The organism is Streptomyces sp. NPDC037054 (assembly GCF_055606745.1).
Window position 1 is genome coordinate 364,091 of the sequence record NZ_JBVJSJ010000002.1, and the last position, 24,183, is coordinate 388,273.

A 24,183-nucleotide genomic window follows, 5' to 3' on the forward strand; every position below is an offset into this window, starting at 1 on the left:
AGGGCCTCATTCCGCTACGGCGGTGTATCGGTGGACGACGCCGTCCCACTCGTCCTCGTCGCCCGTCTCGGACAGGTCGACCTCCACGCCGGAGGGCTCCAGTGCCACCCGGACCCGCTCGGCCACCGGCTCGCTGACGAAGTTGTGGTGCAGGTCGAGCCAGGTCAGGTGGGTGAGCGGCTGGCCGTCGAGCAGCGCCGCCGCGCCCTCGTCGGTGAGCACGCCGAGGGACAGGTCGAGCGACTTCAGCTGGGCGACGACGGGCGCCGAGGCGACGGCCGCCGCGATCTCGTCCTGGATCTCGCTGTTGCGCAGGCCGAGGTGGCGCAGCGCGGGGAAGCGCCCTCCGGCGAGCAGCGGCGCGAGGTCGGCGACGGTCGCGTCACCGCCGTACTCCTGGACGCCGAGCCACATCTCCAGGTACTCCAGAGCGGGCAGTTCGCTCGCGACGACGCCGCGCACGACCTCGCCGGGCAGCCCGCCAGCCTCGAAGCTCAGCGTGCGCAGGTGCGCGTGGCGGACCGCCGGGAAGCGCAGCCCGGTGCCGCCGCGGACGCCGAACTCCTCCAGCAGCGGGTAGGCGTCGAGGACGGGCGTGACGTCGGAGTGCTCGATCCAGGAGATCTCCGCCTCCTCCATCTCCAAGTCCCCGAGGAACACCGCCCGCAGCGAGGTCAGCCGGTCCTTGGCGTCCACCAGGTGCTTGACGATCACGCCGGAGTCGTTGTCGTACGGCTCGCCCCACCGGCCCACGACGAGCGCCCGCACGCCCGCCGGGTCCACGGTGGCGACGAAGCGGGCCCACAGGTCGTCGAACTCCTCCGGGGAGTCCCCGTAGGGGTCGACGGCCAGCCGCCAGGCGACGGAGTCCGCGGCCGGGAGTTTCCGGTCGGACCCCGCTTCGGGGAAGTCGAAGGCCGGGAGGCCGTGCAGTTCCTGCAGATGCTCGACGTGGGACATGTCGCGGGTCTCCGGTCTCCTGGTCGGACGGACGCTGCTCGTGCGGAGAGTTGTACCAAGCGGCACTGACAGCGCGGCCGACGGGCTGTGCACGGAGCCGTGTACGGGAGGGGTCGGAGCTGTGTACGGAGGGGTCGTGACGCCGTGGCAGCGCCCGCGGGCCGCGGCCCCGGGGGCGTTGTCAGACCCCCGTCGTAGCGTCGTGGACATCGGTCGGCGAGGTGCCGGCGGTGAGGGGAGAGGTGCATGTACCGGCAAGGGGATGTCCTGATCGTGCCCGTGGCGGAGGCCGCCGTGCCACCGGCCGCGGACGGGCTGCCGCGGCAGCCGAGGGACGCGCGGGGCAGGCTCGTGCTGGCGCTCGGCGAGGTCACCGGACACGCCCACGCGGTGGTCGGGCCGGGGACGCTGGTCCGAGAGCCGGGCCCGTTCGGCGCGTCCTGGCTCCATCTGCCGGACGGCGGACGCGTGGTGCACGAGGAGCACGCGGCGATACCGCTGCCCAAGGGCTGGTACCGCGTGGTGCGGCAGCGCGAGTACGTCCCCGGCGCGGTGCGCGTCGTGGCGGACTGAGCGCGGGCCGAGGAGGGGGACATGGTGAACGACACGACAGTGATCACGGGGGAGTGGCGCATGACGACGCAGATGGAGACCGCGCGGGTGGACGTCACGGCGGTGTGGCGCGAGGTGGCCGCGGCGACCGGCCCGGCGGACCGTACGGCAGCCGAGGAAGGCGTGCGCCTGGCCTACGAGCTGGCGGGCCTGCCCGGGCCCGAGCGCGTCCTGTGGGCGGGTTCGCCCCGCGAGGGCGCGGAACTGGCCGCGCGGCTCGGCGCGGAGGGCACGGCGGGCCGCAGCGTCCGCGACGTGGTGCGCACCCGGCCGTGGGCCGCCGCGCGAAAGCGCTTGGCCCATCGGCTCGGTCCGGCCGGCTGGGCCGAGCACTGGGCCCTGACGGGAGCCCGGCTGTGGGACACCACGGCCCTGCTGACCGAGCGCCTGCGCACCGGCGTGATCGAGGCCTCGGCCGAGGCGCCGGGCGCTGAGCGGGCCGTCCGTCTCGTGCTGCTCGATGCCGTGCTGGGGCAGCACGATGCCGCCTGGCTGGCGGCCTTCGACGGGCAGGAGGGCGCGGAGGCCCTCGACGGCATCGCCGCGGTGGCGCGCTCCGCGGGCTGGTGGTGGCCGTACGAGAAGACCGCGATCGTCTGCGAACGCCCCGTGGAACTGCACCGGGACGAGGCGGGCCGGCTCGACCGCGGCGACGGCCCGGCGCTCGCCTTCCCCGACGGATTCGCCCTGCACGCGTGGCGTGGCATGCCGGTCCCGGCCGAATTCCTCGACGGCCTCACGGGCCTGACGCCGCGGCGGATACGCGAGGAGGAGAACGCCGAGCTGCGCCGCGTCATGCTGGAGCACTACGGCTACGAGCGCTACCTGGAGGAGTCCGGGGCCGAGCCGGTGCAGCGCGACGAGGCGGGCGTGCTGTGGCGCATCGAACTGGAGGGCGACGAGCCGCTGGTGATGGTCGAGGTGCTCAACTCCACCCCGGAGCCGGACGGCACCCACCGCACGTACTGGCTGCGCGTACCACCCCGGACCCGGACGGCCCGGGAGGGCGTGGCGTGGACCTTCGGCCTGGACGAGACGGAGTACGTGCCGGAGAGGGAGACCTGAGGCAGTGGGGACCTGATCCGGAAGGAGACCTGAGCCGATGACGGCCCTCTGTCACTTTCTCGCGCTGCGCAGCTTCGAGTCCTGAGCGGGCGCACTGAGCAAGGTCCACGCCTCAAAGCCGTCGCCTCTCCGCATGCGAAGGTGCGAACTCGGCCGCGTAAGGCCGTGCGGGTGGGCAGGGTGCGGCGTGTCGTTGGCCGGGGTGACGATCTGCATGGCCCGGTCGGTGGCGGTCGCGGCGCGCAGGGCGTCGGAGAATCAGCTGGTCATGGCGACCAAGGGGACGGTCCTGGATGACCACCGCCGTGGTCGGGGTCATGACGTAGGCGGCCGGGGCGGCGGGGGTCAGGGTGGCGGAGATGTCGGTGGTGAGCGGGACGACCTCAGTGGAGGCGGCCTCTGGGGGCCAGGCAGCGCCGTCGAGGACGGTGGCGACTCGTCCGGCGAAGGATCCGGCGAGGCGTGCCGCTTCGGGGACGGCGGTGGAGGCGCGGGCGTCGGTCCACCACACCGGTCCCGTCACCACGTGATCAAGCAGGCGGGCAGTCTCGCCGGAGACCTGGACCAGGAGAGGGCTTCCACGGCGACGAGGGGGCGGCCGTCGGGAGCGCAGAGTTGGATGACGGCGCCGTCGGCGATGGTGTTCACGCCGAGATTCGGGGCCGTCGGCATAGAGGCCCGCGAGCAGGATGAAGGTCCGGCGTTCTGGAGGTGAGGTTCGCCGATTGTTTTCTTGTCTGCTGGGTTGGCTATGTGTTCTCTTTCGTCACCTCTTCAATGAATGCGAGAGCTTCCGTTTCGGTGATTTCCACGTGGTCGACCTCGTTGTGTCCCAGCTCGTAGAGCCGCAGGTACTCGGTCGGTTCCCAGCGCAGGTTCCTGGTGAATGCCTCGTCATGCGCTACACCGTTCACCATGCGGCGTCTGACGATGCCCTGAGGGTTGCTGCGAGAGTAGCCTTCGCTGAACTTGGCGTAATATGTGATGTCACCGGAGCGCGGATTGAGAACTTGTAGTTCGCTCCGCGGCTGTTCAGCCACTGTTCGAGTTCCGGCCCGTTGAGCTCGCGCCGTACGCCTGCCCGTTCGATGACCGCAGGGCCAAAGATCGTGCCGGAGAGCCCTTGTACGACGGTTTGCTCGTCGAGCACGGCCTTCAACGACGTCTCACGCATCGACGCGTTGGTGAGATCGGCGCCCTCCAACCTGACGTCGATCAAGGATGCCCCGTCGAGCTTTGCCGCCCGGAAGCGAGCAGAACGGGCATCGACCGCCCAGAGGGTGGTACTCCCCAGATCTGCTTCATCCAATGTGGCGCCGCGCAGGGAAGCCTCGTCGAATTCAACCTTGACCAGCGACGCGCTGGAGAGGTCGGCCTCATCGAGCACGGCGCCCTCCAGGTGGGCCCGGTAGAGGTCTGTGCCGACGAGTTTGGCTCTGCGGAGGACGGTCTGGGTCAGGAGTGACATGGCGAGGTCCGCACCTGACAGGTCGGCCTGGGACAGATCGAGTGCCGAGGCGTCCAGACGTGAGTCCGGTTGCTCTGCCCACTCGCGCAGGGCTGCGGCGGCCTCCGCATCCGTCGGCATCATCCGGACGATTCGGTTCACGTCGCGGATACCAGACAACTCGATCACTCCACCCATGCTGTTCGACGATCGACTTCACATCGTCGATCGCCGCTTGGCTGGCATTGCGCATGTCGAGGACAACTATGCGTCCTCTGGTGGCAATCTGGTCCCCCAGTTTGCGCACCCATGCCTGGTTGTTCTCCGGGTTGTAGGCACCCTTCGGTGGGGAATTTCCCGCTTGCGCGTAGATCCAATGCAACGAGATCCGATCTGCTGACAGCCATTCAGTTCGGTCCGATCAACATTTCGGGTAGGCGTGAATGGTGGTCGTCGGCCTCTATGGCCAGACATGTTGACCGATCATGTCTTGGACGAGTTGTTTCCGCGGCTCGACAAGGTGGTGGTTGAGGACGTCGTAGACACCGGCGACTCAGTGCGCCTCGTGGTTCACGTCCGGTCTGAGTGCTGCAGCGCAATGCACTTCAGGCAGTCGGCCTCGCGCTGGCGGACCGGACCGGGGCCCGCCGCGTCCGAGGAGTCCGGTGCCCGGTCAGTGCGAACACTCTGCTCAATCTGGTCCGAGCCTGCCTGAACCGGTGGTTGAGGAAGCCAGCGGGTGTTCGGCGTCGACGACTTCGCACTCAAGCGCGGCCACGTCAGTGGAACCCAATCCTGGACGAGGCGGAGTGCGTGCCGCAAAGGAAGGCCGAGGGTCAGGGAGGGGTGCGCCCGCGAGGGGCGGCGTACATGGTGCGGGCCGGGCGGCGCGCGTACGGGCCGGCCGTGATCCAGGCCCTGGCTGGAAAGGGCGCCCCCGGCAGGACTCGAACCTGTGGCCAAGTACTCAAAAGGTGCTCGGGCCTGAGCGATGTGCTCACCTGCGTGTTTGCAGGTCGTCCACGAAACGGAGATCGTCAAAGCGCTTGCTGTCGATTCCGGGAACCCTGCTCGATGGACGTCTCGGGTAGCGAGGGCGCGTGCCGTCGGCCGGAGCCGGGGCGATTCGGCAGCGGTGTCGCCGAGACAACCATGAGGTATTTAGGTACTATGGCGACGGAGGTGCGTTAACGATGACGACCGCGGCGAAGTCGGTACGCCAGTCCCCGCTGAAGGTGGACCCGGCGACGGACAAGTTGATCAGCCAGGGTGCTCATTTCCTGGGCCTGACGAAGAAGGACCTGGTGGCCGAGGCGGTCCGGGCGTATCTGGAGCAGCGCCGTGAGGATCTGCGGTCCGGGATGGTGGAGGCGCTCAGCGTGCTGGATGGGTCGCTGAAATCCGATGTGATGCTGCTGACCGGGCTGACCGCGGAGGAGATCGACGCGGTCGGGGGAATCGAGGAATGAGCGGACCCAGCCCGCTGCGCCCGGCTCGCCCGACACTGCGCTGCTTACGCGAGGATTTGTGCCTCGCGGTGCCGCCGGTCACGGCGCCGCTGGACGAGATCGACCACCCGGTGCTGGCCAAAGCGTCCGAGCAGTTCGCGGACGAGGACGGCAAACATGAACGCATCCGGTCCGTGGATGACCAGGTCTTGTTCAAGGTCAAGGTGCAGCGGTGGCGCGGCGCGGTGTGGTTGGACGCCGACCTGCCGTGGCTTGTCGCGGCGGGTCGGCGCGAGGACGGCTCGGGTGACGACTTCTATGCGGCCCTTGAGGCCGATGGCCGCGCCGCCCGGGCGCGCTACAACGCGGAACATTCCGACGGCCTGAAGACCACGACGCACACCGCTTACCTTCTGCCCGCGCGCGAGGACCACGTCCGGTACCGCGCCGAGGCAGGTGTCCGCTTCGTGCGCCGCCTGCGGGCGACTCTGCGGGACCTGGCGCAGGCCACGCTGCGCGACGGCCGTGAGCACACGCGGGAGTTCGACACTTTCACCCTTGGCCTCCAGGTGCGGGCGGACGACGGCCACGAGACCTACCTCGCCGTCCGAATCACCGGCTCCGTACCGCCGAACCTGACCGTGCTGATCCTGCGCAACGTCCCCGGCTGCGAGGCTGAGGGCTGGTATCCGGAGTACGCCCTGCCCGAGAGGGACTTGCTCCCTGCTGAACAGGCATGGTCCAACCTCATGGACCCACGTATGGCTGCCCAAGTGCTGGACGAGGAGCGGTAGCCAGGCATCCGTCAGCTCGAACCGCAGCTCCGGTGCCGGGGTGTGTCCACGCTCGTGGACACAGTCAAGGCGCTTGGCCTGACAGCGATGTGCATAGGTCGAGAAAGGAAAGCGACCAGCGTTTTCCGCTGGTCAAGTAGTGCGAGCGCCCCCGGCAGGACTCGAACCTGCGGCCAAGCGCTTAGAAGGCGCCTGCTCTATCCACTGAGCTACGGGGGCCTGGTGTGGTGGCCTCTGTCGTGTACGACCGGCTGTGGCCGGTACCTGACGTTGCCGGGGACAAGGATAGGGCTCCCGCATCCCTGCCCCTGTCGCTTCGCCTCCGTGGCTCGATGTGGAGGTTCGGTGAAGCGGTCCCGATAATCGCAGGCGGGTACGAATCGTGCACCGTTTTTTGCCTCTCGCGCATCGGGTGTTGTGCACTCGTTATGCCTGGAGCGCGCCTGCTCCCCGCTCGCCCCTTCCGCCCCTTGTGTCCGGTCGGCGCGCAGACATGCTCATATGCTTCAGAATTCCCCTAAAATTGGGCATTCTTCGCATGTGGTGACCTTGGACGTACGGCCTCAGCTGCTCGACGCACTCTCCGCCCTGCGCGACCGTGTCGCCGCCGCACGCTTCCCGCTGCCCCTGGCGGGGGCCCCACGCGCGCGTGCCAACCGCGACGAACTGCTCGCGCAGCTCGACGACTACTTGGTGCCCCGCCTCAGAGAGCCCGAAGCACCTCTTCTGGCCGTCGTGGGGGGCTCCACCGGAGCCGGGAAGTCGACGCTCGTGAACTCGCTCGTGGGACGGCGGGTCAGTGAGGCGGGCGTGCTGCGGCCGACGACACGGACGCCGGTGCTGGTCTGCCATCCGGAGGACCAGCACTGGTTCAGCGGCATGCGCGTGCTGCCCGACCTCACGCGCGTGTGGGCGCCCCGGCGCGACCCGGACGACGACCTGTTGCTCCCGGGCGAGAACCCCGCACGCGTACTGCGCATCGAGACCGCGGACACCCTGCCGCGCGGGCTCGCCCTCCTCGACGCCCCCGACATCGACTCGCTGATCTCCGACAACCGGGTGCTCGCCGCCGAGCTGCTGTGCGCCGCCGACATCTGGGTGATGGTCACGACGGCGTCCCGCTACGCCGACGCGGTGCCCTGGCACCTGCTGCGCACCGCCAAGGAGTACGACGTCACCCTCGTCACCGTCCTCGACCGGGTGCCGCACCAGGTCGTCTCCGAGGTGTCCCGGCAGTACGGCGCCCTGCTCACCAAGGCCGGCCTCGGCGACGTACCGCGCTTCACCGTGCCCGAACTGCCCGAGTCGGCCTGGGGCGGCGGCCTGCTGCCCGGCACCGCCGTGGCCGCGCTGCGGACCTGGCTCGTCCACCAGGCGCAGGACCCGGCGGCCCGCCAGCACGCCATGGCCCGTACCGCGTACGGCGTCCTCGGCTCCCTCAAGTCCCGCATGCCCGAGCTGGCGAGCGCCGCCGCCGCGCAGTACGCCGCCGCCCTGCGGCTCACCTCCGCCGTCGACTCGGCCTACGACAGCGAGCACACGCGCGTGCGAGGCCGACTGCAGGCCGGTGCCGTGCTCGCCGGGGACGCCCTGAAGCGCTGGCGGGCCTTCCCCCTGGACTGCACCGCCGGAGAGCTCCTGGACGCCCTCGTGGAAAGTCTCGGCGCGCTCCTGCTGTGCGCCGTCACCGCCGCCGACGAGCGCGTCGACGACGCCTGGCGGCGCGAACCCGCCGCCGCCGGGCTGATCGAGCGCGACCCGGCCGCGGAGACCGCCGAGCACCGCATCGGGCTCGCCGTACGACGCTGGCGGCGCGAGCTCGAGGAGTACGCCGAGGAGGAGGTCGCCGAGCTCGACCGCAATGTCGCCCCCGACCCCGAGGTCGTCGCCGCGCTCGCCGCCACGGTGCTGCTCGGCGGACGCCGCGCGCGGGCCGCCGGCGAGGGGATCGCCGAGCGGATCGGCGCGCACGGGGCGCTGCGGCTGCGCGACCGGGGCGGGCGGCTGCTCGTCGAGCACGTCGACCGCGTCGTCAACGCCGAACGCGAGCGCAGGCTCGCCCCGCTCGACGCCCTGGACGTCCAGCCCGAGCCGCAGGCCGAACTCATCGCCGCGCTGTCCGTACTGCAGAAGGAGAGGTGACCGGTGACCGCCGTCACTGATCAGGACCACACCGATCACGCCGACCGCCCGGAGGGCACCGGATCCGGCAGCGGCCGGTCGTCCAGCGGCCGGTCGTCCGATCACGACGCCCGCGACGACCGCGACGAGCGGGACGCCCGCGACGACCGCGGAGGGCGGGACGACCGCGGCGAGCGCCACGAGGACCGCGGCGGGCGCCGCGAAGGGGGTGAGGGCGCCGAGGGGCGCTCGGAGCGGCGGGGTGGCGCCGGGGAGGACCGTTCCGGTGAGGCCCCCGACGGTGCCCGCCCGGACGGCCGCCCCGTCGACGGCGCTCGTGCCGCTAGTGCCCGCGCTGACGGCGCCCGCTCCGACGGTGCCCGATCCGACGGCGCCCGCTCCGCCGACCCCGAGGCGGACGACGCCGCGGACTCCGAAGGCGCCTGGGACGACGGGCTGATCGCCCGGCGCGTGAACGAGACGGCGTCCTCCGCCGAGCAGTTCACCGCCGTGGAGAGCCGGGCGTCGACCGCGCAGACCACGGCGCCACTGGCGTACGACGGGCCCCTGCGGACCCGGCTGGACGCCCTGCGGGAACTCGTCGGGCTCTCCCGCGCCCGCCTCGACAGCCGGACGCTCACCGAGGCGGGCCGGGTGCTGGACGAAGCCGCCGCGCGGCGCAGGCTGTCCGGGCAGCACACCGTCGTCGCCATCGCCGGCGCCACCGGCAGCGGCAAGTCACAGCTGTTCAACGCGCTGGCCGGCGTGACGATCTCCGAGACGGGCGTGCGCAGGCCGACCACCGCCGCGCCCATCGCGTGCAGTTGGAGTGACGGCGCGGCGACCCTCATCGACCGCCTCGGCATCCCCGGCCGGCTGCGGCGCCGCCCGCTGCACGGCGGGGACGCCGATCCGCAGCTGCGCGGGCTCGTCCTGATCGACCTGCCCGACCACGACTCGGCCGCCGTGCAGCACCGCGAGCAGGTCGACCGCATCCTCGCCCTCGTCGACGCGGTCGTGTGGGTCGTGGACCCCGAGAAGTACGCCGACGCGATCCTCCACGAGCGGTATCTGCGGCCCATGGCCGGGCACGCGGAGGTCATGTTCGTCGTCCTCAACCAGGTCGACCGGCTGCCCGGCGAGGCCGCCGAACAGGTCCTCGACGACCTGCGCCGACTGCTCGACGAGGACGGCATCGCCCTGGGGGAGTACGGCGAACCGGGCGCCACCGTGCTCGCGCTGTCCGCGCTCACGGGCGACGGCGTCGGCGAACTGCGCGAGGCCCTCGGCCAGTTCGTGACGGAGCGGGCCGCACCGGCACGCCGCATCTCCGCCGACGTCGACGCGGCGGCGTGGCGGCTGCGGCCCGTCTACGTCTCCGGGCAGCAGACCGGGCTCAGCGAGGAGGCGCGGGAGGAGTTCTCGGCGCGGCTCGCGGACGCGGTGGGCGCGACAGCGGCGGGCGAGGCCGCCGAACGCGCGTGGCTGCGCAACGCCAACCGCGCGTGCGGGACGCCCTGGCTGCGGCTGTGGCGCTGGTACCACGACCGGCGCGAACCCCCCACGGGGCGGCTGCCCCTGCGTGCCCAGGCCGACGCCGAGGCCACGGCGCGGCAGCGCGTCGAGCAGGCGGTGCGCACGGTGTCCGACCGGGCCTCGGCCGGGCTGCCCGCGCCGTGGGCGCAGGCGGTGCGCGAGGCGGCCGTGCGCGGCTCGCAAGGGCTGCCGGAGGCGCTGGACGAACTCGCGGCCCGGGCCGGACTGCCGTCCGGCCGGCCGCCCCGCCCCGGGTGGTGGCCGGCGGCGGTGCTCGCGCAGGCGGCCATGACGATCCTGCAAGTCGTCGGCGGACTCTGGCTGCTTGGGCAGATCATCGGCTTCATGGCGCCGAACCTCGGGGTGCCGGTGCTGCTCATGGTGGCGGGCATCGTCGGCGGTCCGCTCATCGAGTGGAGCTGCCGGATGGCGGCACGGGCACCGGCCCGGCGATACGGACAGGATGCGGAACGCCGATTGCGGGAGGCGGCGGCCGGGTGCGGCAGGGCCCGGGTGCTGGATCCGGTGGCGGCGGAACTGCTGCGGTACCGGGAGGTGCGGGAGCAGTACGCCAAGGTCACGGGGGTGGGTGTGGGTGCGGGAGCAGGTGCCGGGGTGGGCTGAGGCCCCGTGACTCGGTGGGCTGAGGCCCCGTGCCGGACCCTTCTCACTCGTTCGGGTGGCGGGGTTTTCCACAGGTGGGCGGTGCGTCCACAGCGTTCGGCGGGCTCGGCCCGGCGGCGGCAGTCTGGCATCACGGCGATCGCCCGGCAGGACGGGCGAGGCCGTCGCGGCGCACGGTCGGCGGACGAGGTGTCCGAGGCCTGCGGCGCGGCAGACGCAGCCGTACGGGACGGGCCCGTACGCGTGTCCGCCCGGCGTTCGGGGCCGGGAGAGGGAGGGGTTCGCTGTGAACGAGACGATGGTCTGCGCGGTGGGGAACGTGGCGACGCAGCCGGTGTACCGGGAACTGGCGTCGGGCGCGTCGGTGCGGTTCCGGTTGGCGGCCGGCACACGCTACTGGGACCGCGACAAGGAGACATGGGTGGACGGACACACCAACTTCTTCACGGTGTGGGCCAACCGGCAGCTCGCGACGAACGTGGTGGCGTCGCTGTCGGTGGGTGAACCGGTCATCGTGCAGGGGAGGCTGAAGGTGCGCTCGGAGATCCGAGAAGGCCAGAGCCGGACGTCGGCGGACATCGACGCCGTCGCCATCGGCCACGACCTCGCGCGGGGCACGGCCGCGTTCCGGCGCACCAACAGGCCGGAGCAGCAGACCGCCGCTGCACCGCGCCCCGAACCCGACTGGGAAACACCGCCGACGGCCACGACCTCCACGGAACCGGCCGGCGCGGGCGCCCAACAGGCGGCGTCGGAACCGGCCTTGGCGACATGACGGAAGATCGGAAACGGGTCCGCCGCCCCGTTGGCACCCGGCGGCCCGAACTGCGGCTTATCAGCGAATGCGTCCCGGACGACACCGGGCAATGTGCCGACAAGCCCTGCTCGGAGCCGGTGTTGGCGATAACGATTCCGAGTCGGATCGGTCGTCGGACGGCATCGCCGCGAGGCACGCTCCGTGGCCTCCTTAGGATGCCGGGCATAGCTCCCGGGGCTTCTGATTTCTGCTGGTGGGACCGTTCCCCCACGTCAACGGGTCCTGCTCGAAAGGGAATTTGCGTGTTTGCTTCGTTCTCCGCGCTGTCCACGCGGCGGCGAGGGGCGGCCCGTGTCGCCGCCGCGACGCTGCTGTCCGGGCTGGTCGCCGCCGGTTCGCTGGCCGGCGCCGGCCCGGCCGCCTCCGCCGACGAGACGGCACAGAACGAGGGCGGGGCGACCGCCACCATAAACGGCCTGGAGACCTACGGCACCGCGGTGATACGCGGCGAAGCCGGCGACCAGCAGGTGTCGGCGGGCCTGTTCGAGATGTCCGTCGAGGGCGGCGGCACGCTCCAGACGTACTGCGTCGACGTCCACAACCCCACGCAGAAGGACGCCAAGTACCACGAGACGCCGTGGAGCGGCACGTCGCTCGGCGCGAACAAGGACGCGGGCCGCATCCGCTGGATCCTGCAGAACTCCTACCCGCAGGTGAACGACCTCGCGGCCCTCGCGGCGAAGGCCGGCGTCAAGGGCGGCCTCTCCGAGCAGGACGCCGCGGCCGGGACGCAGGTGGCGATCTGGCGCTACTCGGACGGCGCGGACGTCGACGCCGTCGACCCGCAGGCCGAGAAGCTCGCCGACTACCTGGAGAAGAACGCCCGGGAGCTGCCGGAGCCCAAGGCGTCCCTGGCCCTCGATCCGCCCGCTGTTTCCGGTCACCCCGGTGATCGGCTCGGGCCGGTCACGGTCCGGACCGACGCCGCCGGCGTCACCGTGACGCCGCCTGCGGACGCCGCCGTGAGCGGGGTGCGCGTCGTCGGCAAGGACGGCAAGGAGATCACGTCCGCCGTGGACGGCAGCCAGATCTTCTTCGAGGTGCCCGAGGACGCCGCCGACGGCACGGCGACGCTGACCGTGCAGGCCTCGACGACGGTGCCGGTCGGGCGGGCGTTCACCTCCGAGAGCCGGAGCCAGACGCAGATCCTGGCCGGCTCCAGCGAGTCCACGGTCTCGGCGACGGCCGACGCCACCTGGGCCGGGACCGGCGCGATCCCGGCGCTGTCCGCGGCGAAGAACTGCGCCAAGGGCGGCGTGGACATCACCGCGGGCAACGAGGGCGACGAGCCGTTCACCTTCGAGCTGATGGGCACGCGGCACACGATCCCGGCGGGCGAGACGCGGACGGTGACGATCCCGCTGCGCGAGGACCAGGCGTACGACTTCACGATCCAGGGACCGGGCGGTGTCGAGAAGCGCTTCACCGGCGTACTGGACTGCCTGACCCAGGGCAGCGAGGCCGGCGACACGACCCAGACCCTGACCGAGCCCAGCCCGGCGACAGTGGGCGGCACGGCCCCGGACACCAACCTCGCCGAAACGGGCTCGTCCGACATGACCCCACTGATAGCGGTCCTGGCGGTGGCCCTGCTCCTCCTGGGCGGCACGGCCCTGACGATCACGCGCCGCAGGAACAGCGGGACGAACGGCTGACGGCGACGCGGGCGGGCGCCTTCAACCATCATGGAGGCGCCGTCTCCGGCCACCACCATGGAGGCGCCGCCTGCGTTCCGAGGCCCGTCGGGGAGTCCCGCCCTGTCCCCCTCCCCGTTTCCGACGGACGATCGGAGGTACTCGACGGCACGGGGTGAAACGACACCATGAAACGTGCTCCGAAACGCACGCTTCGACGCCTGATGTTCGCCAACCCCGCCTCGGCGGTCTACCTCGGGGTGGTCGGCATCGCCATCGGCGTCGCCCTGATCCAGCCGCTCTTCACGAACCACGGCATGGAATCCCTGATCTGGGTGTGGCCCGCCCTGCTCACCCTCCCGACGTTCGCCCTGGTCTCCCTGACAGGGGAAGCACTGTTCGGCCCGGAGACAGCGACCTGGTACCTGATCACCGGGGTGATCGTGTCCGCGCTGCTCCAGTCCCTGGCCCTGGGAGCGGTCTGGGAGGCCCTGCGCGGCCCGCGCCGAGGGTTGGACCCGTCGCGGGGCTGACGGAAGACCGGGCCCGCCATTAGGGAAACCCCAGGTCAGAGCCCTCGGATGATACGCGTTTCCGCCGAGGGGTGGCGGTACGGCAAGATGGGGTGTATCTGCCCACTGCCAGATTTCAAGCTGCCGGACGGTTTCTCTTGGCTGAGTTCATTTACACCATGCGCAAGGCGCGCAAGGCGCACGGCGACAAGGTGATCCTCGACGACGTCACCCTGAACTTCCTTCCGGGTGCCAAGATCGGCGTCGTCGGCCCGAACGGTGCCGGTAAGTCGACTGTTCTGAAGATCATGGCGGGGCTGGAGCAGCCGTCGAACGGGGACGCGTTCCTGTCGCCCGGCTACACGGTCGGCATCCTGCTCCAGGAGCCCCCGCTGAGCGAGGAGAAGACCGTCCTGGAGAACGTCCAGGAGGGTGTCGCCGAGGTCAAGGGCAAGCTCGACCGGTTCAACGAGATCGCCGAGCTGATGGCGACCGACTACTCGGACGCGCTGCTGGAGGAGATGGGCAAGCTCCAGGAAGAGCTCGACCACGCGAACGCCTGGGACCTCGACGCCCAGCTCGAGCAGGCCATGGACGCGCTGGGCTGCCCGCCCGGCGACTGGCCCGTCACCAACCTCTCCGGTGGTGAGCGTCGCCGCGTCGCGCTGTGCAAGCTGCTGCTCGAGCAGCCCGACCTGCTGCTGCTCGACGAGCCCACCAACCACCTCGACGCCGAGTCGGTGAACTGGCTGGAGCAGCACCTCGCCAAGTACGAGGGCACCGTCGTGGCCGTGACCCACGACCGGTACTTCCTGGACAACGTGGCCGGCTGGATCTGCGAGGTCGACCGCGGCCGGCTGCACGGCTACGAGGGCAACTACTCCAAGTACCTGGAGACCAAGGCATCCCGCCTCAAGGTCGAGGGGCAGAAGGACGCCAAGCGTCAGAAGCGCCTCAAGGACGAGCTGGAGTGGGTGCGGTCGAACGCCAAGGGGCGCCAGGCCAAGTCCAAGGCGCGTCTGGCCCGCTACGAGGAGATGGCCGCCGAGGCCGAGAAGATGCGGAAGCTGGACTTCGAGGAGATCCAGATCCCGCCGGGCCCGCGCCTGGGCAACGTCGTCGTCGAGGTCAACAACCTCACCAAGGCCTTCGGGGAGAAGGTCCTGATCGACGACCTCAGCTTCACGCTCCCGCGCAACGGCATCGTCGGCGTCATCGGCCCGAACGGCGCCGGCAAGACCACGCTGTTCAAGATGATCCAGGGCTTCGAGCAGCCCGACTCCGGCTCGATCAAGGTCGGCGACACGGTCAAGATCTCCTACGTCGACCAGAGCCGCGAGAACATCGACCCCAAGAAGACCCTGTGGGCCGTCGTCTCCGACGAACTCGACTACATCAACGTCGGCCAGGTGGAGATGCCCTCGCGGGCGTACGTCTCCGCCTTCGGCTTCAAGGGCCCGGACCAGCAGAAGCCGGCCGGGGTCCTCTCCGGCGGTGAGCGCAACCGCCTCAACCTGGCCCTCACCCTCAAGCAGGGCGGCAATCTGCTGCTCCTCGACGAGCCGACCAACGACCTCGACGTCGAGACCCTCAGCAGCCTCGAGAACGCGCTCCTCGAGTTCCCCGGCTGCGCCGTGGTCGTCTCCCACGACCGGTGGTTCCTGGACCGCGTCGCCACGCACATCCTCGCGTACGAGGGCGACTCCAAGTGGTTCTGGTTCGAGGGCAACTTCGAGTCGTACGAGAAGAACAAGATCGAGCGGCTCGGTCCGGACGCCGCGCGTCCGCACCGCGCCACCTACAAGAAGCTGACCCGGGGCTGATCTCTTGCGGCACATCTACCGCTGCCCGCTGCGCTGGGCGGACATGGACGCGTACGGTCACGTCAACAACGTGGTCTTCCTCCGCTACCTGGAGGAAGCCCGTATCGACTTCCTGTTCCGGCCGGACAAGGACTTCAAGCAGGGGTCCGTGGTGGCGCGCCATGAGATCGACTACAAGCAGCAGCTCGTCCACCGGCACGAGCCGGTGGACATCGAGCTGTGGGTCACGGAGATAAGGGTGGCGTCCTTCACCGTCACCTACGAGGTGAAGGACGGCGACCGGATCTACGTCCGCGCGTCGACGGTGATCGTGCCGTTCGACTTCGAGCACCAGCGGCCGCGCCGGATCACCGACGAGGAGCGGGAGTTCCTCGAGGAGTACATGGACAAGGATCCGGAGGCCGTCGCCGCATGACGGTGCTCCACCTCGCCGACGAGGGGGAGGCGGCGGATCTCGCCGCCTTCCTCTCCCGGCTGCTCCACTACGACCGCGGCGCCGCCGTGCGCCTCCAGGCGGCGGGCACCGCGCTCGCCGTCTTCGGCCGGCCGCCCTCCTTCGAGGTGCTGGCCATCCGCGCGGTGCGGCTCGCCAAGCCCTACGAGGACGGTCTGGACGTCACGCTCGACGTGACCGTGTCCGCCGGTGAACTGCTGGAGTCGGTGGACGAGCGGGCCGCCACGGCCGTCGTGCCGGCACCGGTGACCGGTCCGCCGTGGGCGGGCGTCCTGCCACCGCGCGGCGGCTGGCAGCCCGAGCCGGGGCTTCCCGCGCCGGACGCGCTGCGCGCCATGGTCGCCGCCGCGGTCGGTGAATTCCGGTCCCGTACGGAGGAGTTGGCGCCCGAGGGGCGTACCCGCGCCGAACTCGACCGGATCGGGCGGGAGATCTGGTCCCGCACGGTCGGGGACACCGGGCTGCCCGTCCGCGCGGTGCACGCCGCCCAGTCCCTCGGCTTCCTCCGGCCCACCACTTCGGCGGCCGGCGCGCCCGTGCTGTTCGCGTCGGGCGCGTGGCTGCGGCTGCGCACGCCCTACGGGTCGATCGCCGTACGGCGGGCGGGACTTGGGGCGTTGGGCCTCAGCGTGCGCTGACGGTTCAGTCGCGGTCGTCGTCCGGGCGTACGGCGATGTGGTCCGGTTCCAGTTCCAGGGCGACGCGGTCGCGCATGCCCAGGGCCCGCGTGTACTCGGCGGGGAGCTGGAGGCGGCCCGCGCGGTCCAGGATGGCGTACTCGCGTGCCACCACCGTCTCGTGGCCGGTCGTCTCGTCGACCTCGCTGTGGCGCAGCACCTCCGTGGAGGTGCGGCCGTCGCGGATGGCGACCGTGCGGCGCACCTCGCTCGCCACCGCCTGGTCGTGGGTGACGACGACGATGGTGGTGCCGAGCTGTTCGTTCGCCGTGCGGAAGGCGGCGAAGATCTGCTGCGCGGTGCCCGAGTCGAGTTCGCCGGTGGGTTCGTCGGCGAGCAGGACCGCCGGATTGTTGGCGAGGGCCACGGCGATCGCGACGCGCTGCTGCTGGCCGCCGGACATCTCGTGCGGGCGGCGGTCGCGGCAGTCGGCCACGCCGAGCAACTCCAGGAGTTCCAGGGCGCGGACGGTGCGGGCGGTGCGGGCGGTGCGGCGTCGGATCCGGCTCAGGCTCCGGCGTCCGGCACTGGCTCCGGCACTGGCTCCGGCTCCGGTTCCGGCGAGTTGCAGGGGCAGGGCCACGTTCTGGGCGGCGGTCAGGTAGGGGAGCAGGTTGCGGGCGGTCTGCTGCCAGACGAAGCCGACGACCTCGCGGCGGTAGGCGAGCCGGTCCCGTGCGCTCATGGTGAGCAGGTCGCGGCCCGCGACGCGGGCCGCGCCGGCGGTGGGGGTGTCGAGACCGGCGAGGATGTTCATGAGCGTGGACTTGCCGCTGCCGGACGCGCCGACCAGGGCCACGAGTTCGCCCTCGCGGACGAGCAGGTCGAGTCCCTGGAGAGCCTGGACCTCCACGCCGTCCACGGTGAAGATGCGGACGAGCCGGTCGCAGGTGATGAGCGCGTCGTGGCCGTAGCCGGGGCGCTCGCGGGCGGCGCTCGCGCGCTGCGCCAGGTCGGCGAGGGTGGGGTTGGTCGCGGACTTCGCGTCGGACATCGTGGTCTTCGTGGTCTTCGTGGTCTTCGTGGTTTTGGTGGTCTTGGCGGCTTTCGCGGTCATCGGGGCTTCCTCCGGTGGTTCGTCCGCGTCCTCTGGTCGCTGATCCCGTCGGCCGTCCCGTCGGCCGTCCCGTCGGCCGTCCCGTCGGCCGTCCCGTCGGCCGTCCCGTCGGCCGTTCCGACGCCGGTCCCTACGCCCGTCCCGTCGTCCGTCCCGTTCTTCGTCCCGTCGTTCATCCCGTGTCTCCCGCCCGCAGTTCCCGTACGGATCCTCTGCGGCCCGTCCACCATGCCTGGCCGGCCGCCACGCCGACGGTCAGGGCGACGACCGCGAGTGCCGGTACGGCCAGGGACACCGGGTCGGTGTGCAGCGCGGCCCGTTCCGCCGCGGCGGCCGCCGACGGCAGCGCGACCGTCGTCAGGTCGATGCCGGGGGAGAGCAGGCGGATGGTCGCCCAGCCCGTCAGGACGCCGCCCGCCGCGGCGAGCACGGCCTGCGGGAGCGACTCCAGGACGAGCAGTCGGCGGCCCTGGGCGCGGGTGAGGCCCATGGTGCGCAGCCGGGCGAGGAGCGCGGCGCGTTCGGGGGCGGCACGCAGCAGCGTCAGCAGCAGGGCGAGGACGGTGTAGCCGGCGCCGGCCGCGACCGCCGCGGTGTAGACGCGCTCGGCGCCGGACTGGAGGGGCGAGTCGACGTACCGGGCGCGTTCCTCGTCCCGCAGCTTCACGCCCGGGCCGTCGCCGGCCGCCTCGCGCAACGCGGGCCCGTCCAGGCCGTCGCCGGTGAGCAGCAGCGCGTTCGGCCGCGCGGCGCGGGCGGTGAGCGCGGCCCGGTCCACGACGAGGAAGTCCTGGTCGACGAGGGCCGGCGTGCGGTCCCGGACCAGGACGATGCGGACGGTGACGACGGAGCGGTCCTCCATGCGCACGGGGAAGGGACGGGTGCCGTAGCGCTCGGCCACGGCGGGGGAGGCGAGAGCGGGAACGGGGGTGGAGACGGAGGTAGGGGCGGGAGTGGAGGCGGAGGTGGGGGCGGGGGCATTGGCTCCCTCGGCGTGGGACGCCTTCAACTTCCCGGCACCGAACGCCCCGAGACCCGTCCGCCGCGCCAACTCCGCGTAGCCCTCCGGCTCCACGCCCACCACGGGCGTCGACACCCGGCCGTCGTTCGGCTCGGCGTGGTAGGCGATGCTCACCGGGGTCACGTCGCGTACCCCCTGTGTGCGGCGGAGCCGGTCGGGCAGGTCCGTCGGCAGGGTGTGGAACGCCTCGACGCGCGCGTCGGCGCCGACCGCGAGCAGGGCCGCCCGGTCGCGGGCCTCGGCCACGCCCGTCAGGACCGAGCCGCCGAACGCGGCGGTGGTGAGGGAGGTCAGCAGCGCCAGCAGTGGCAGCACCGCCGACACCGACGTACGGCCCGCGCGGGCCAGCGACAGATGGGCCACCGCACCCCGCAGCCGCCCGGCGGGCCGGGCCAGCGCGCGCAGCGGCAGCGGATACAGCCGCACCAGCACCAGCGCCGCGATGACGGCCACCAACACCGGTGCCAGCGCGACCAGTTGGTCACCTACGTCACCGCCGCTCACGGCGCCCCGCGCACCCCCGGCTTCATCGGCCCCGCGGCCGGCCCCGCCCGTGCCCCTGCGCCGCAGCGCCACCACGGCCCCCGTCGCCAGCACCAGCAGCGTCAGTTCGGCGACGGTGCGGCGGCGGGACGGGCGTACGGACGTCACGTCACGGCGTGTGCCGTGCAGCGCCGCCGAGCGGTGGGCCGCGGCGGCGCGCAGCGGGAGGGCCGCGCAGGCCAGGACGGTGACGGCGAGCGCGGCGGCCACGGCGTACGTGCGGCGTCCCTCGGGCACGACGAGCAGCGCGGCCGTCAGGCCCAGCGCGCCCGCGGGCACGGCGACGACAGCCGTCTCGGCGAACAGCCGGCCCGCGATGCCCGGCAGGGAGCCGCCGCGGGCGCGCAGCAGGGCGAGTTCGGGGCGACGGCGGTCCGCGGCGAGGCCGCCCGCCATCAGCAGGACGACCACGGCGACCGTCCCGGTGCCGAACGCGGCGACCGCGACGAGCGGGCCGATGGCGGAGCGCAGACCCGCGTATCCGGCGAGGACCTCGTCGAGTTCGGTGCTCGCCCAGGCCCGGGGGTCGGTGGCCTCGCGGACGCGCTGCATGGCCGGTCCGGTCTCCAGGTCGGCGACGGCGGTCCGCAGCCGGGGCAGGTCGTGGGCGTGCAGCCGGTCGGTGGAGGGGGCCAACTGCCAGTAGAGCCACGGTTCTCCGGCCGTGCCGAGCATGGCGGGCGCGGCGTCGGGCGGGAGCAGCAGCGCACCGAGCCAGTAGAAGAGCGGGTCGCCCGGCCCGGGCACCCGGATCAGGGACGGCGTGCGCAGCAGGGGTTCTGTCGACCAGTAGGCGCTGGCGCGCTCGCGCGGGACGACGATGCCGGTGATCCGGACGGCGAGCGGGCCGCGGCGCACGGCGGGCACGTGGATGACCGAACCGACCTTGATGCGCAGGTGTTTCGCCGTCTCGGCGCTGACGGCGGCCTCGATCTCCGGGCTCGCCGCGGTGACCGTGCCGTCGGCGCGCGGCAGCCGGCCCGCGCGCAGCTGGGAGTGGTCGGCGAGCCCGGCCTGTGCGACGAGGGAGACGCGGGCGGGCAGCCCGTACGGCCTCGGCAGCCAGCGCTCCGGGACCTCCTGGTCCTCGGCGGTGCGGACGCCGTACGACGACTGGTCCGCGTCGACGGGGAAGGCGCGGGCGGCGGCGCGGATCTGGGCGTACTGGCCGTCCAGCGCGGCGGGGCGCAGGGCCGCCTCCCGTCGCGGCTGCGGCAGGGCGAGGTCGGGCTGCGGGGCGTACATCCGGACGGTGGTGCTGTCGGGCCGCGCCGCCGTGACGGCGTGCCGCAGACCCGCGTCGCCGTACCGGTCGACGGCGCGGGGCAGCGCGGCGGCCAGGCACGCGGTCAGCGCCACCAGCAGCGCCAGCGCGCACGCGGCCCCGGGCGCGGCCCGCAGGCGCGTGCGGACCCAGGGCGCGGTGGGGCGCGCCCGCATCGCCGTCCGGTCCGGGTCCTGGCCCTGGCCCCGATCCTGGCCGCGGTCCTGGCCCTGGCCCTGGCCCCGGTCCTGGCCCTGACCCCGATCCTGGCCCTGGCCCTGGCCCTGGCCCCGGTCCCGGTCCCGGACCCGACCCCCGTCCCGGCCCCGCACCCTTCGCGCGGTGTCCCGGAGCCACAGCGCCGCCTTCGACCCCGTGCCGCCCACCTCACTCACCTCCCTGATCCCGCAGCGACGTCACCGGTGCGGCCCGCCGTGCCGCCAGCACCCCCGTGACGACGAGCGGTACGACGGCCACGGCGGCCAGCAGGAGGGCCACGCGGCCCACCGGCAACTGCACCAGCACGTCCGGCACCGGCCGCGTGGCCCCCGAGGTCAGCAGGATCAACGGGACGACCGCGCGGGTCAGCACCGCGCCCAGGACGACGCCCACCAGCAGACCGATCCCCACCAGCACGCCGTGCTCGGCGGCGATCACGCGGGCCAGCCGGCGCCGCGAGGTGCCCAGGGCACGCAGTACGGCGAACTCGGCGCCCCGCTCCCGCAGCGACCCGGCCGCGCTCACCGCGAACCCGACCGCGGTGAGCGCCGCCGCCGCGACGGCCGCCGCGCCGAACCCGGCCGAGGGACCGGCCCCGAACGGGTCGCGGCGCAGCTCCGCGGCGATCTCGTCCCGGACGACGACCCGCGCCGGATCGGCGTCCGGGCGCGCCCGCAGGGCCGCCGCCACCCGCGCGCTCTCGCCGGGCGCGGGCCGCAGCCACCACTCGGTGGGCGCCATGCCCTCGCCGTACCGGGCCTCCAGCACGCGGTTGACGGCGGTCAGGTCGACGAGCAGCGCGCCGCCGTCGCCCGCCCCGCCGACCGTGGTCGTCGGCAGCGCCGGGACCGAGCGCACGATCCGCACCGGGACGGTGGACCCGGCGAGCGTCACGTCCACGCGCTGCCCGGTGCGGGCGTTGGCCGAGGCGAGGAACCGGTCGGTGGCGACGGCGGTCACCTCGGGCAGCGCCGGCTGGGCGACCCGCATCCGTACGGTCAGCTGCGCGGCCTCCGCGAACCTGCCCTCCGGGACGAACCCGGTGCCGTACGCGACCGTCAGCGGGGCGGCGCCGACCAGGCGCGGTGTGGTCGGGCTGGTGCTCGCGTCGGGCGAGGACACCGTGCTGGTGGTGCTCGCGGTGAGGGCCCAGTCGGCGCTCAGCGCGAGCCGGGTGCCGTCCGAGCCGGGTGCTCCCTCCGCGGTCAACCCGCCGATCACGAGCCGGTGTTGTTCGGCTCGGCCGGCGGGCTGTGGCAGGTCCAGCTGGAACGCGGTGAGGGTGAGCGGGCCCGGATCGGTGCCGCCGGCGGCCGGTTCGAGGGTGAGCGTGTGGCTCCGCCCGTCGGCCGGGAGCCGCCCGAACGCCAGCTTGTACGGCGTCCCGTACGCGTCCCGCACCATGGCCCTGACCTCGGCCGTCGTGCCCCGACTCGCGCCGCGCAGGGCCGCCTTGAGGCGCAGCCGCTCGGTGCCGGCCGGCACGCGCACGCCCTCCGTGTCACCCTTCGGCCGCAGCGTCGAGAGCAGCGGGCGCACACCCCCCGGCGCCAGGTCGCCGCGCATCAGCAGCGTGTCCGCCGCGTGCGCGGTGTCCAGCGCGAGGACGGTCGCCGTCCGGCTCGCCGACATCGGCAGCGTCGACCGGACCGCCGGTGCGGCCTCCTCGATGTGCGGCACGGCCGCGTAGGCCTGTGTGCGGCCCAACTCGCTGTCGCCGGTGCCGAGTACGCGCACCGGCGCCCCGGCCCGGAAGTCCGCCTGGTCGTCCTGCGAGCGGTCCCACGAGGAGCCCTGCCCGATCGCGAGCATGCCCAGCGCCACCGCGAGCACCAGCAGCAGCACCGGGCCCGCGCCGCGTCCCGGGCGGCGGCTGAACTGCCAGCCCGCCAATGCCCCGGGCAGTCCGCGGCCCCGGGCCGCCCGGCGTTCGGCGAGCCGGGCCGCGGGCGGCAGCAGCCGCAGGGTGAGCACCGTGCCGGCGAACAGGGCCAGCGCGGGCGCCACCACCAGCAGCGGGTCGATGCCGAGGGCGCCCGACCGGTCGCTGCTGACGGCGCCCGTGGCCCGGCCGTCCAACTGCCAGTACGCGACGCCCGCGACGACCAGCAGCCCCACGTCCGCGCCCGCCCGCACCGAGCCGGGCAGCGACCGGGCCCGCCCGGTGGTGAACGTCGACGTCAGCGCGGGCAGCGCCACCGCGACCGCACACGCCAGGGCCACGCCCGCCGCCACCAGCCACACGGCGCCGCGCCCGGCCACGGACGCCACCGACGTGTCGAGGTGCAGCCCGATGCGGGCCGGGGCGCCCTGCCCGGCCAGCAGTCCGGTGAGCGGACCGGCGAGCAGCGGGGCGCAGGCCGCGGCGGGCACGGCCAGCAGCAGCGCCTCCAGGGCGGCCGACCGGGCGACTTGGCCGCGCGAGCCGCCGCGCGCCCTCAACAGGCGTGTCTCGGCCGCGCGTTCGCCGCTCAGCAGCCGCGCCACCAGCAGCAGCGTGCAGCCCGCGAGCAGCGCTAGCTGAAGCGCCACGATCAGCAGGGTGGACCGGGACACCAGCGAGGCGCGCTCCACGCGGTCGAGGACGGTGGGCAGCGCGGTGCTCACCTCCGGCGAGCCGCCCAGCGCCGCCTCCTTCCGCAGTGCGGCGCCGCCGTCCCGGACGGACTCGCGCAGCGCGCCCGCGCGTTCGGCGGTGACCGTCGAGAAGTCCGCCGACGCCAGCCACGCCGACGCCCCGACGCTCACCCGGCCGCCGGCCAGCACGGCCGGGTCGGCGAGCAGCGGACCGTACGTCGTGAAGGCGACCTCGACGACACCGCGCCCGCGCAGGTCGTCCAGGCGCCAGTACGGGGCGGCCGAGTCGACGGGGCGGTACAGGCCGGTGACGTGGATCCGCACGTCCGGGCCGCCGAGCCGGTCGGTGAGCGTGAGGCGGGCGCCGGCCTCGAGGCCGAGGGCGCGGGCGGCGGACTCGGGCAGCGCGACCTCGGTCACGGCGGAGCCCTGACCGCGCGGCGGACGTCCCCGCGTGACGCGGATCTGCGTGCGGTCCAGCGCCGCGAGGTGCGTCAGGTCCGGGTCGCCGGAACGGGCGCCGGGCGCCTGGAGGGAACGGGGGAGGGCGTACGGGCCGGACCGGGTGAGGGTGCGCAGCGTGACCGGCATCCCGCTGAAGACCTCGCGCGCCCCGTCGGCCACGGCCTCACCGGCGGCCTCCCGCCGCTCCGGCGGCACATCGGCCCTGACGACCAGCGCCGTGTCGGCGGCGTTGCGGGCGTCCCGCAGCGCGTGCCGCAACGCGGCGTCACCGATCGCACCCGAGTACGCGGTGAGCGTGGCGAGCACCGCCGTGGTGAGCACGACACTGAGCAACGCGGCACCGAGCACCACCCGATGCGCCCAGGCCCGCGCCACCACGAAGCCCGCACGCCCCCAGCCCCCCACCACCCGGCCGCCCCCCACCACACCCCGTGTTGTCCAGACCTCTTGGCGATGTTGTCAGAGGGCACGGGGTACGGGTAAGCGCTTGTAGACCGGACTTGATCCGATTGT

Annotated in this window: 19 protein-coding genes and 1 tRNA gene; 12 read left to right on the forward strand and 8 right to left on the reverse strand. The window is 72.9% G+C overall.

From position 1 onward, the window contains the following. Positions 1-6: 6 nt before the first annotated feature. The gene (locus ACZ7D7_RS06630; protein ID WP_470822849.1) at positions 7-960 is read right to left on the reverse strand and encodes an STM4015 family protein; all 954 of its coding nucleotides are present in this window, start codon (positions 958-960) and stop codon (positions 7-9) included. A 246-nt stretch (positions 961-1,206) separates the two neighbouring features. Here ACZ7D7_RS06630 and ACZ7D7_RS06635 point away from each other — a divergent pair, with 246 nt between their 5' ends. Together ACZ7D7_RS06635 and ACZ7D7_RS06640 are read left to right on the forward strand one after the other, a co-directional pair. Beyond that, positions 1,207-1,533 (forward strand): hypothetical protein, encoded by a 327-nt coding sequence (locus tag ACZ7D7_RS06635; RefSeq protein WP_470822850.1) that lies wholly within the window; start codon positions 1,207-1,209, stop codon positions 1,531-1,533. 72 nt (positions 1,534-1,605) lie between these two features. Further along, complete coding sequence (locus tag ACZ7D7_RS06640; RefSeq protein ID WP_470823200.1) at positions 1,606-2,637, forward strand: DUF6745 domain-containing protein; 1,032 nt, start codon at positions 1,606-1,608, stop codon at positions 2,635-2,637. A 749-nt stretch (positions 2,638-3,386) separates the two neighbouring features. Here ACZ7D7_RS06640 and ACZ7D7_RS06645 read toward each other — a convergent pair. Next, the gene (locus tag ACZ7D7_RS06645; protein ID WP_470822851.1) at positions 3,387-3,554 is read right to left on the reverse strand and encodes a hypothetical protein; all 168 of its coding nucleotides are present in this window, start codon (positions 3,552-3,554) and stop codon (positions 3,387-3,389) included. Then, entirely contained in the window at positions 3,548-4,273 is a 726-nt protein-coding gene (locus tag ACZ7D7_RS06650) for a pentapeptide repeat-containing protein (protein ID WP_470822852.1), read from the reverse strand. The genes ACZ7D7_RS06645 and ACZ7D7_RS06650 overlap by 7 nt, the downstream gene beginning before the upstream one ends. A gap of 1,004 nt (positions 4,274-5,277) precedes the next feature. Here ACZ7D7_RS06650 and ACZ7D7_RS06655 point away from each other — a divergent pair. Next, on the forward strand, positions 5,278-5,553 hold the full coding sequence (locus tag ACZ7D7_RS06655) for a DNA replication complex GINS family protein (RefSeq protein WP_365364972.1): 276 nt from the start codon (positions 5,278-5,280) through the stop codon (positions 5,551-5,553). After that, positions 5,550-6,326: a hypothetical protein gene (locus tag ACZ7D7_RS06660; RefSeq protein WP_470822853.1), complete on the forward strand. Its 777-nt coding sequence runs from the start codon at positions 5,550-5,552 to the stop codon at positions 6,324-6,326. Before ACZ7D7_RS06655 ends, ACZ7D7_RS06660 begins: the two co-directional genes overlap by 4 nt. 146 nt (positions 6,327-6,472) lie before the next feature. On the opposite strand, the gene ACZ7D7_RS06665 is transcribed toward ACZ7D7_RS06660, so the two are convergent. Then, positions 6,473-6,545, reverse strand: a tRNA-Arg gene (locus ACZ7D7_RS06665). A gap of 321 nt (positions 6,546-6,866) precedes the next feature. On the opposite strand from ACZ7D7_RS06665, the gene ACZ7D7_RS06670 reads away from it, so the two are divergent. From ACZ7D7_RS06670 to ACZ7D7_RS06705, 8 genes are all read left to right on the forward strand, one after another. Beyond that, positions 6,867-8,468 carry a dynamin family protein gene (locus ACZ7D7_RS06670; protein WP_470822854.1) on the forward strand — a complete coding sequence of 534 codons (1,602 nt, stop codon included), beginning with the start codon at positions 6,867-6,869 and terminating at the stop codon, positions 8,466-8,468. Between the two features lie 3 nt (positions 8,469-8,471). Next, positions 8,472-10,607 (forward strand): YfjP family GTPase, encoded by a 2,136-nt coding sequence (locus ACZ7D7_RS06675; protein WP_470822855.1) that lies wholly within the window; start codon positions 8,472-8,474, stop codon positions 10,605-10,607. 286 nt (positions 10,608-10,893) lie between these two features. Beyond that, a complete protein-coding gene (locus ACZ7D7_RS06680) occupies positions 10,894-11,382 on the forward strand; it encodes a single-stranded DNA-binding protein (RefSeq protein WP_470822856.1) in 489 nt (162 codons plus the stop codon). A 284-nt stretch (positions 11,383-11,666) separates the two neighbouring features. Next, on the forward strand, positions 11,667-13,079 hold the full coding sequence (locus ACZ7D7_RS06685; RefSeq protein WP_470822857.1) for a Cys-Gln thioester bond-forming surface protein: 1,413 nt from the start codon (positions 11,667-11,669) through the stop codon (positions 13,077-13,079). A gap of 167 nt (positions 13,080-13,246) precedes the next feature. Next, positions 13,247-13,591 (forward strand): SCO4225 family membrane protein, encoded by a 345-nt coding sequence (locus ACZ7D7_RS06690; protein ID WP_470822858.1) that lies wholly within the window; start codon positions 13,247-13,249, stop codon positions 13,589-13,591. Positions 13,592-13,728: 137 nt separating this feature from the next. Further along, positions 13,729-15,393, forward strand: coding sequence for an energy-dependent translational throttle protein EttA (gene ettA, locus ACZ7D7_RS06695; RefSeq protein ID WP_470822859.1), 1,665 nt, complete (start codon positions 13,729-13,731; stop codon positions 15,391-15,393). Between the two features lie 4 nt (positions 15,394-15,397). After that, on the forward strand, positions 15,398-15,808 hold the full coding sequence (locus tag ACZ7D7_RS06700) for an acyl-CoA thioesterase (RefSeq protein ID WP_470822860.1): 411 nt from the start codon (positions 15,398-15,400) through the stop codon (positions 15,806-15,808). After that, entirely contained in the window at positions 15,805-16,485 is a 681-nt protein-coding gene (locus ACZ7D7_RS06705) for a DUF8185 domain-containing protein (protein WP_470822861.1), read from the forward strand. The genes ACZ7D7_RS06700 and ACZ7D7_RS06705 overlap by 4 nt, the downstream gene beginning before the upstream one ends. A 4-nt stretch (positions 16,486-16,489) precedes the next feature. Here the strand turns inward: ACZ7D7_RS06705 and ACZ7D7_RS06710 are convergent, their stop codons facing one another. From ACZ7D7_RS06710 to ACZ7D7_RS06725, 4 genes are all read right to left on the reverse strand, one after another. Next, the gene (locus ACZ7D7_RS06710; RefSeq protein ID WP_470823201.1) at positions 16,490-17,518 is read right to left on the reverse strand and encodes an ABC transporter ATP-binding protein; all 1,029 of its coding nucleotides are present in this window, start codon (positions 17,516-17,518) and stop codon (positions 16,490-16,492) included. Positions 17,519-17,577: 59 nt separating this feature from the next. Beyond that, positions 17,578-17,757: a hypothetical protein gene (locus ACZ7D7_RS06715; protein ID WP_470822862.1), complete on the reverse strand. Its 180-nt coding sequence runs from the start codon at positions 17,755-17,757 to the stop codon at positions 17,578-17,580. After that, on the reverse strand, positions 17,754-20,585 hold the full coding sequence (locus ACZ7D7_RS06720; RefSeq protein WP_470823202.1) for an FtsX-like permease family protein: 2,832 nt from the start codon (positions 20,583-20,585) through the stop codon (positions 17,754-17,756). The genes ACZ7D7_RS06715 and ACZ7D7_RS06720 overlap by 4 nt, the downstream gene beginning before the upstream one ends. Positions 20,586-20,796: 211 nt before the next feature. After that, the gene (locus ACZ7D7_RS06725) at positions 20,797-24,078 is read right to left on the reverse strand and encodes an FtsX-like permease family protein (protein ID WP_470822863.1); all 3,282 of its coding nucleotides are present in this window, start codon (positions 24,076-24,078) and stop codon (positions 20,797-20,799) included. Positions 24,079-24,183: the final 105 nt, after the last annotated feature.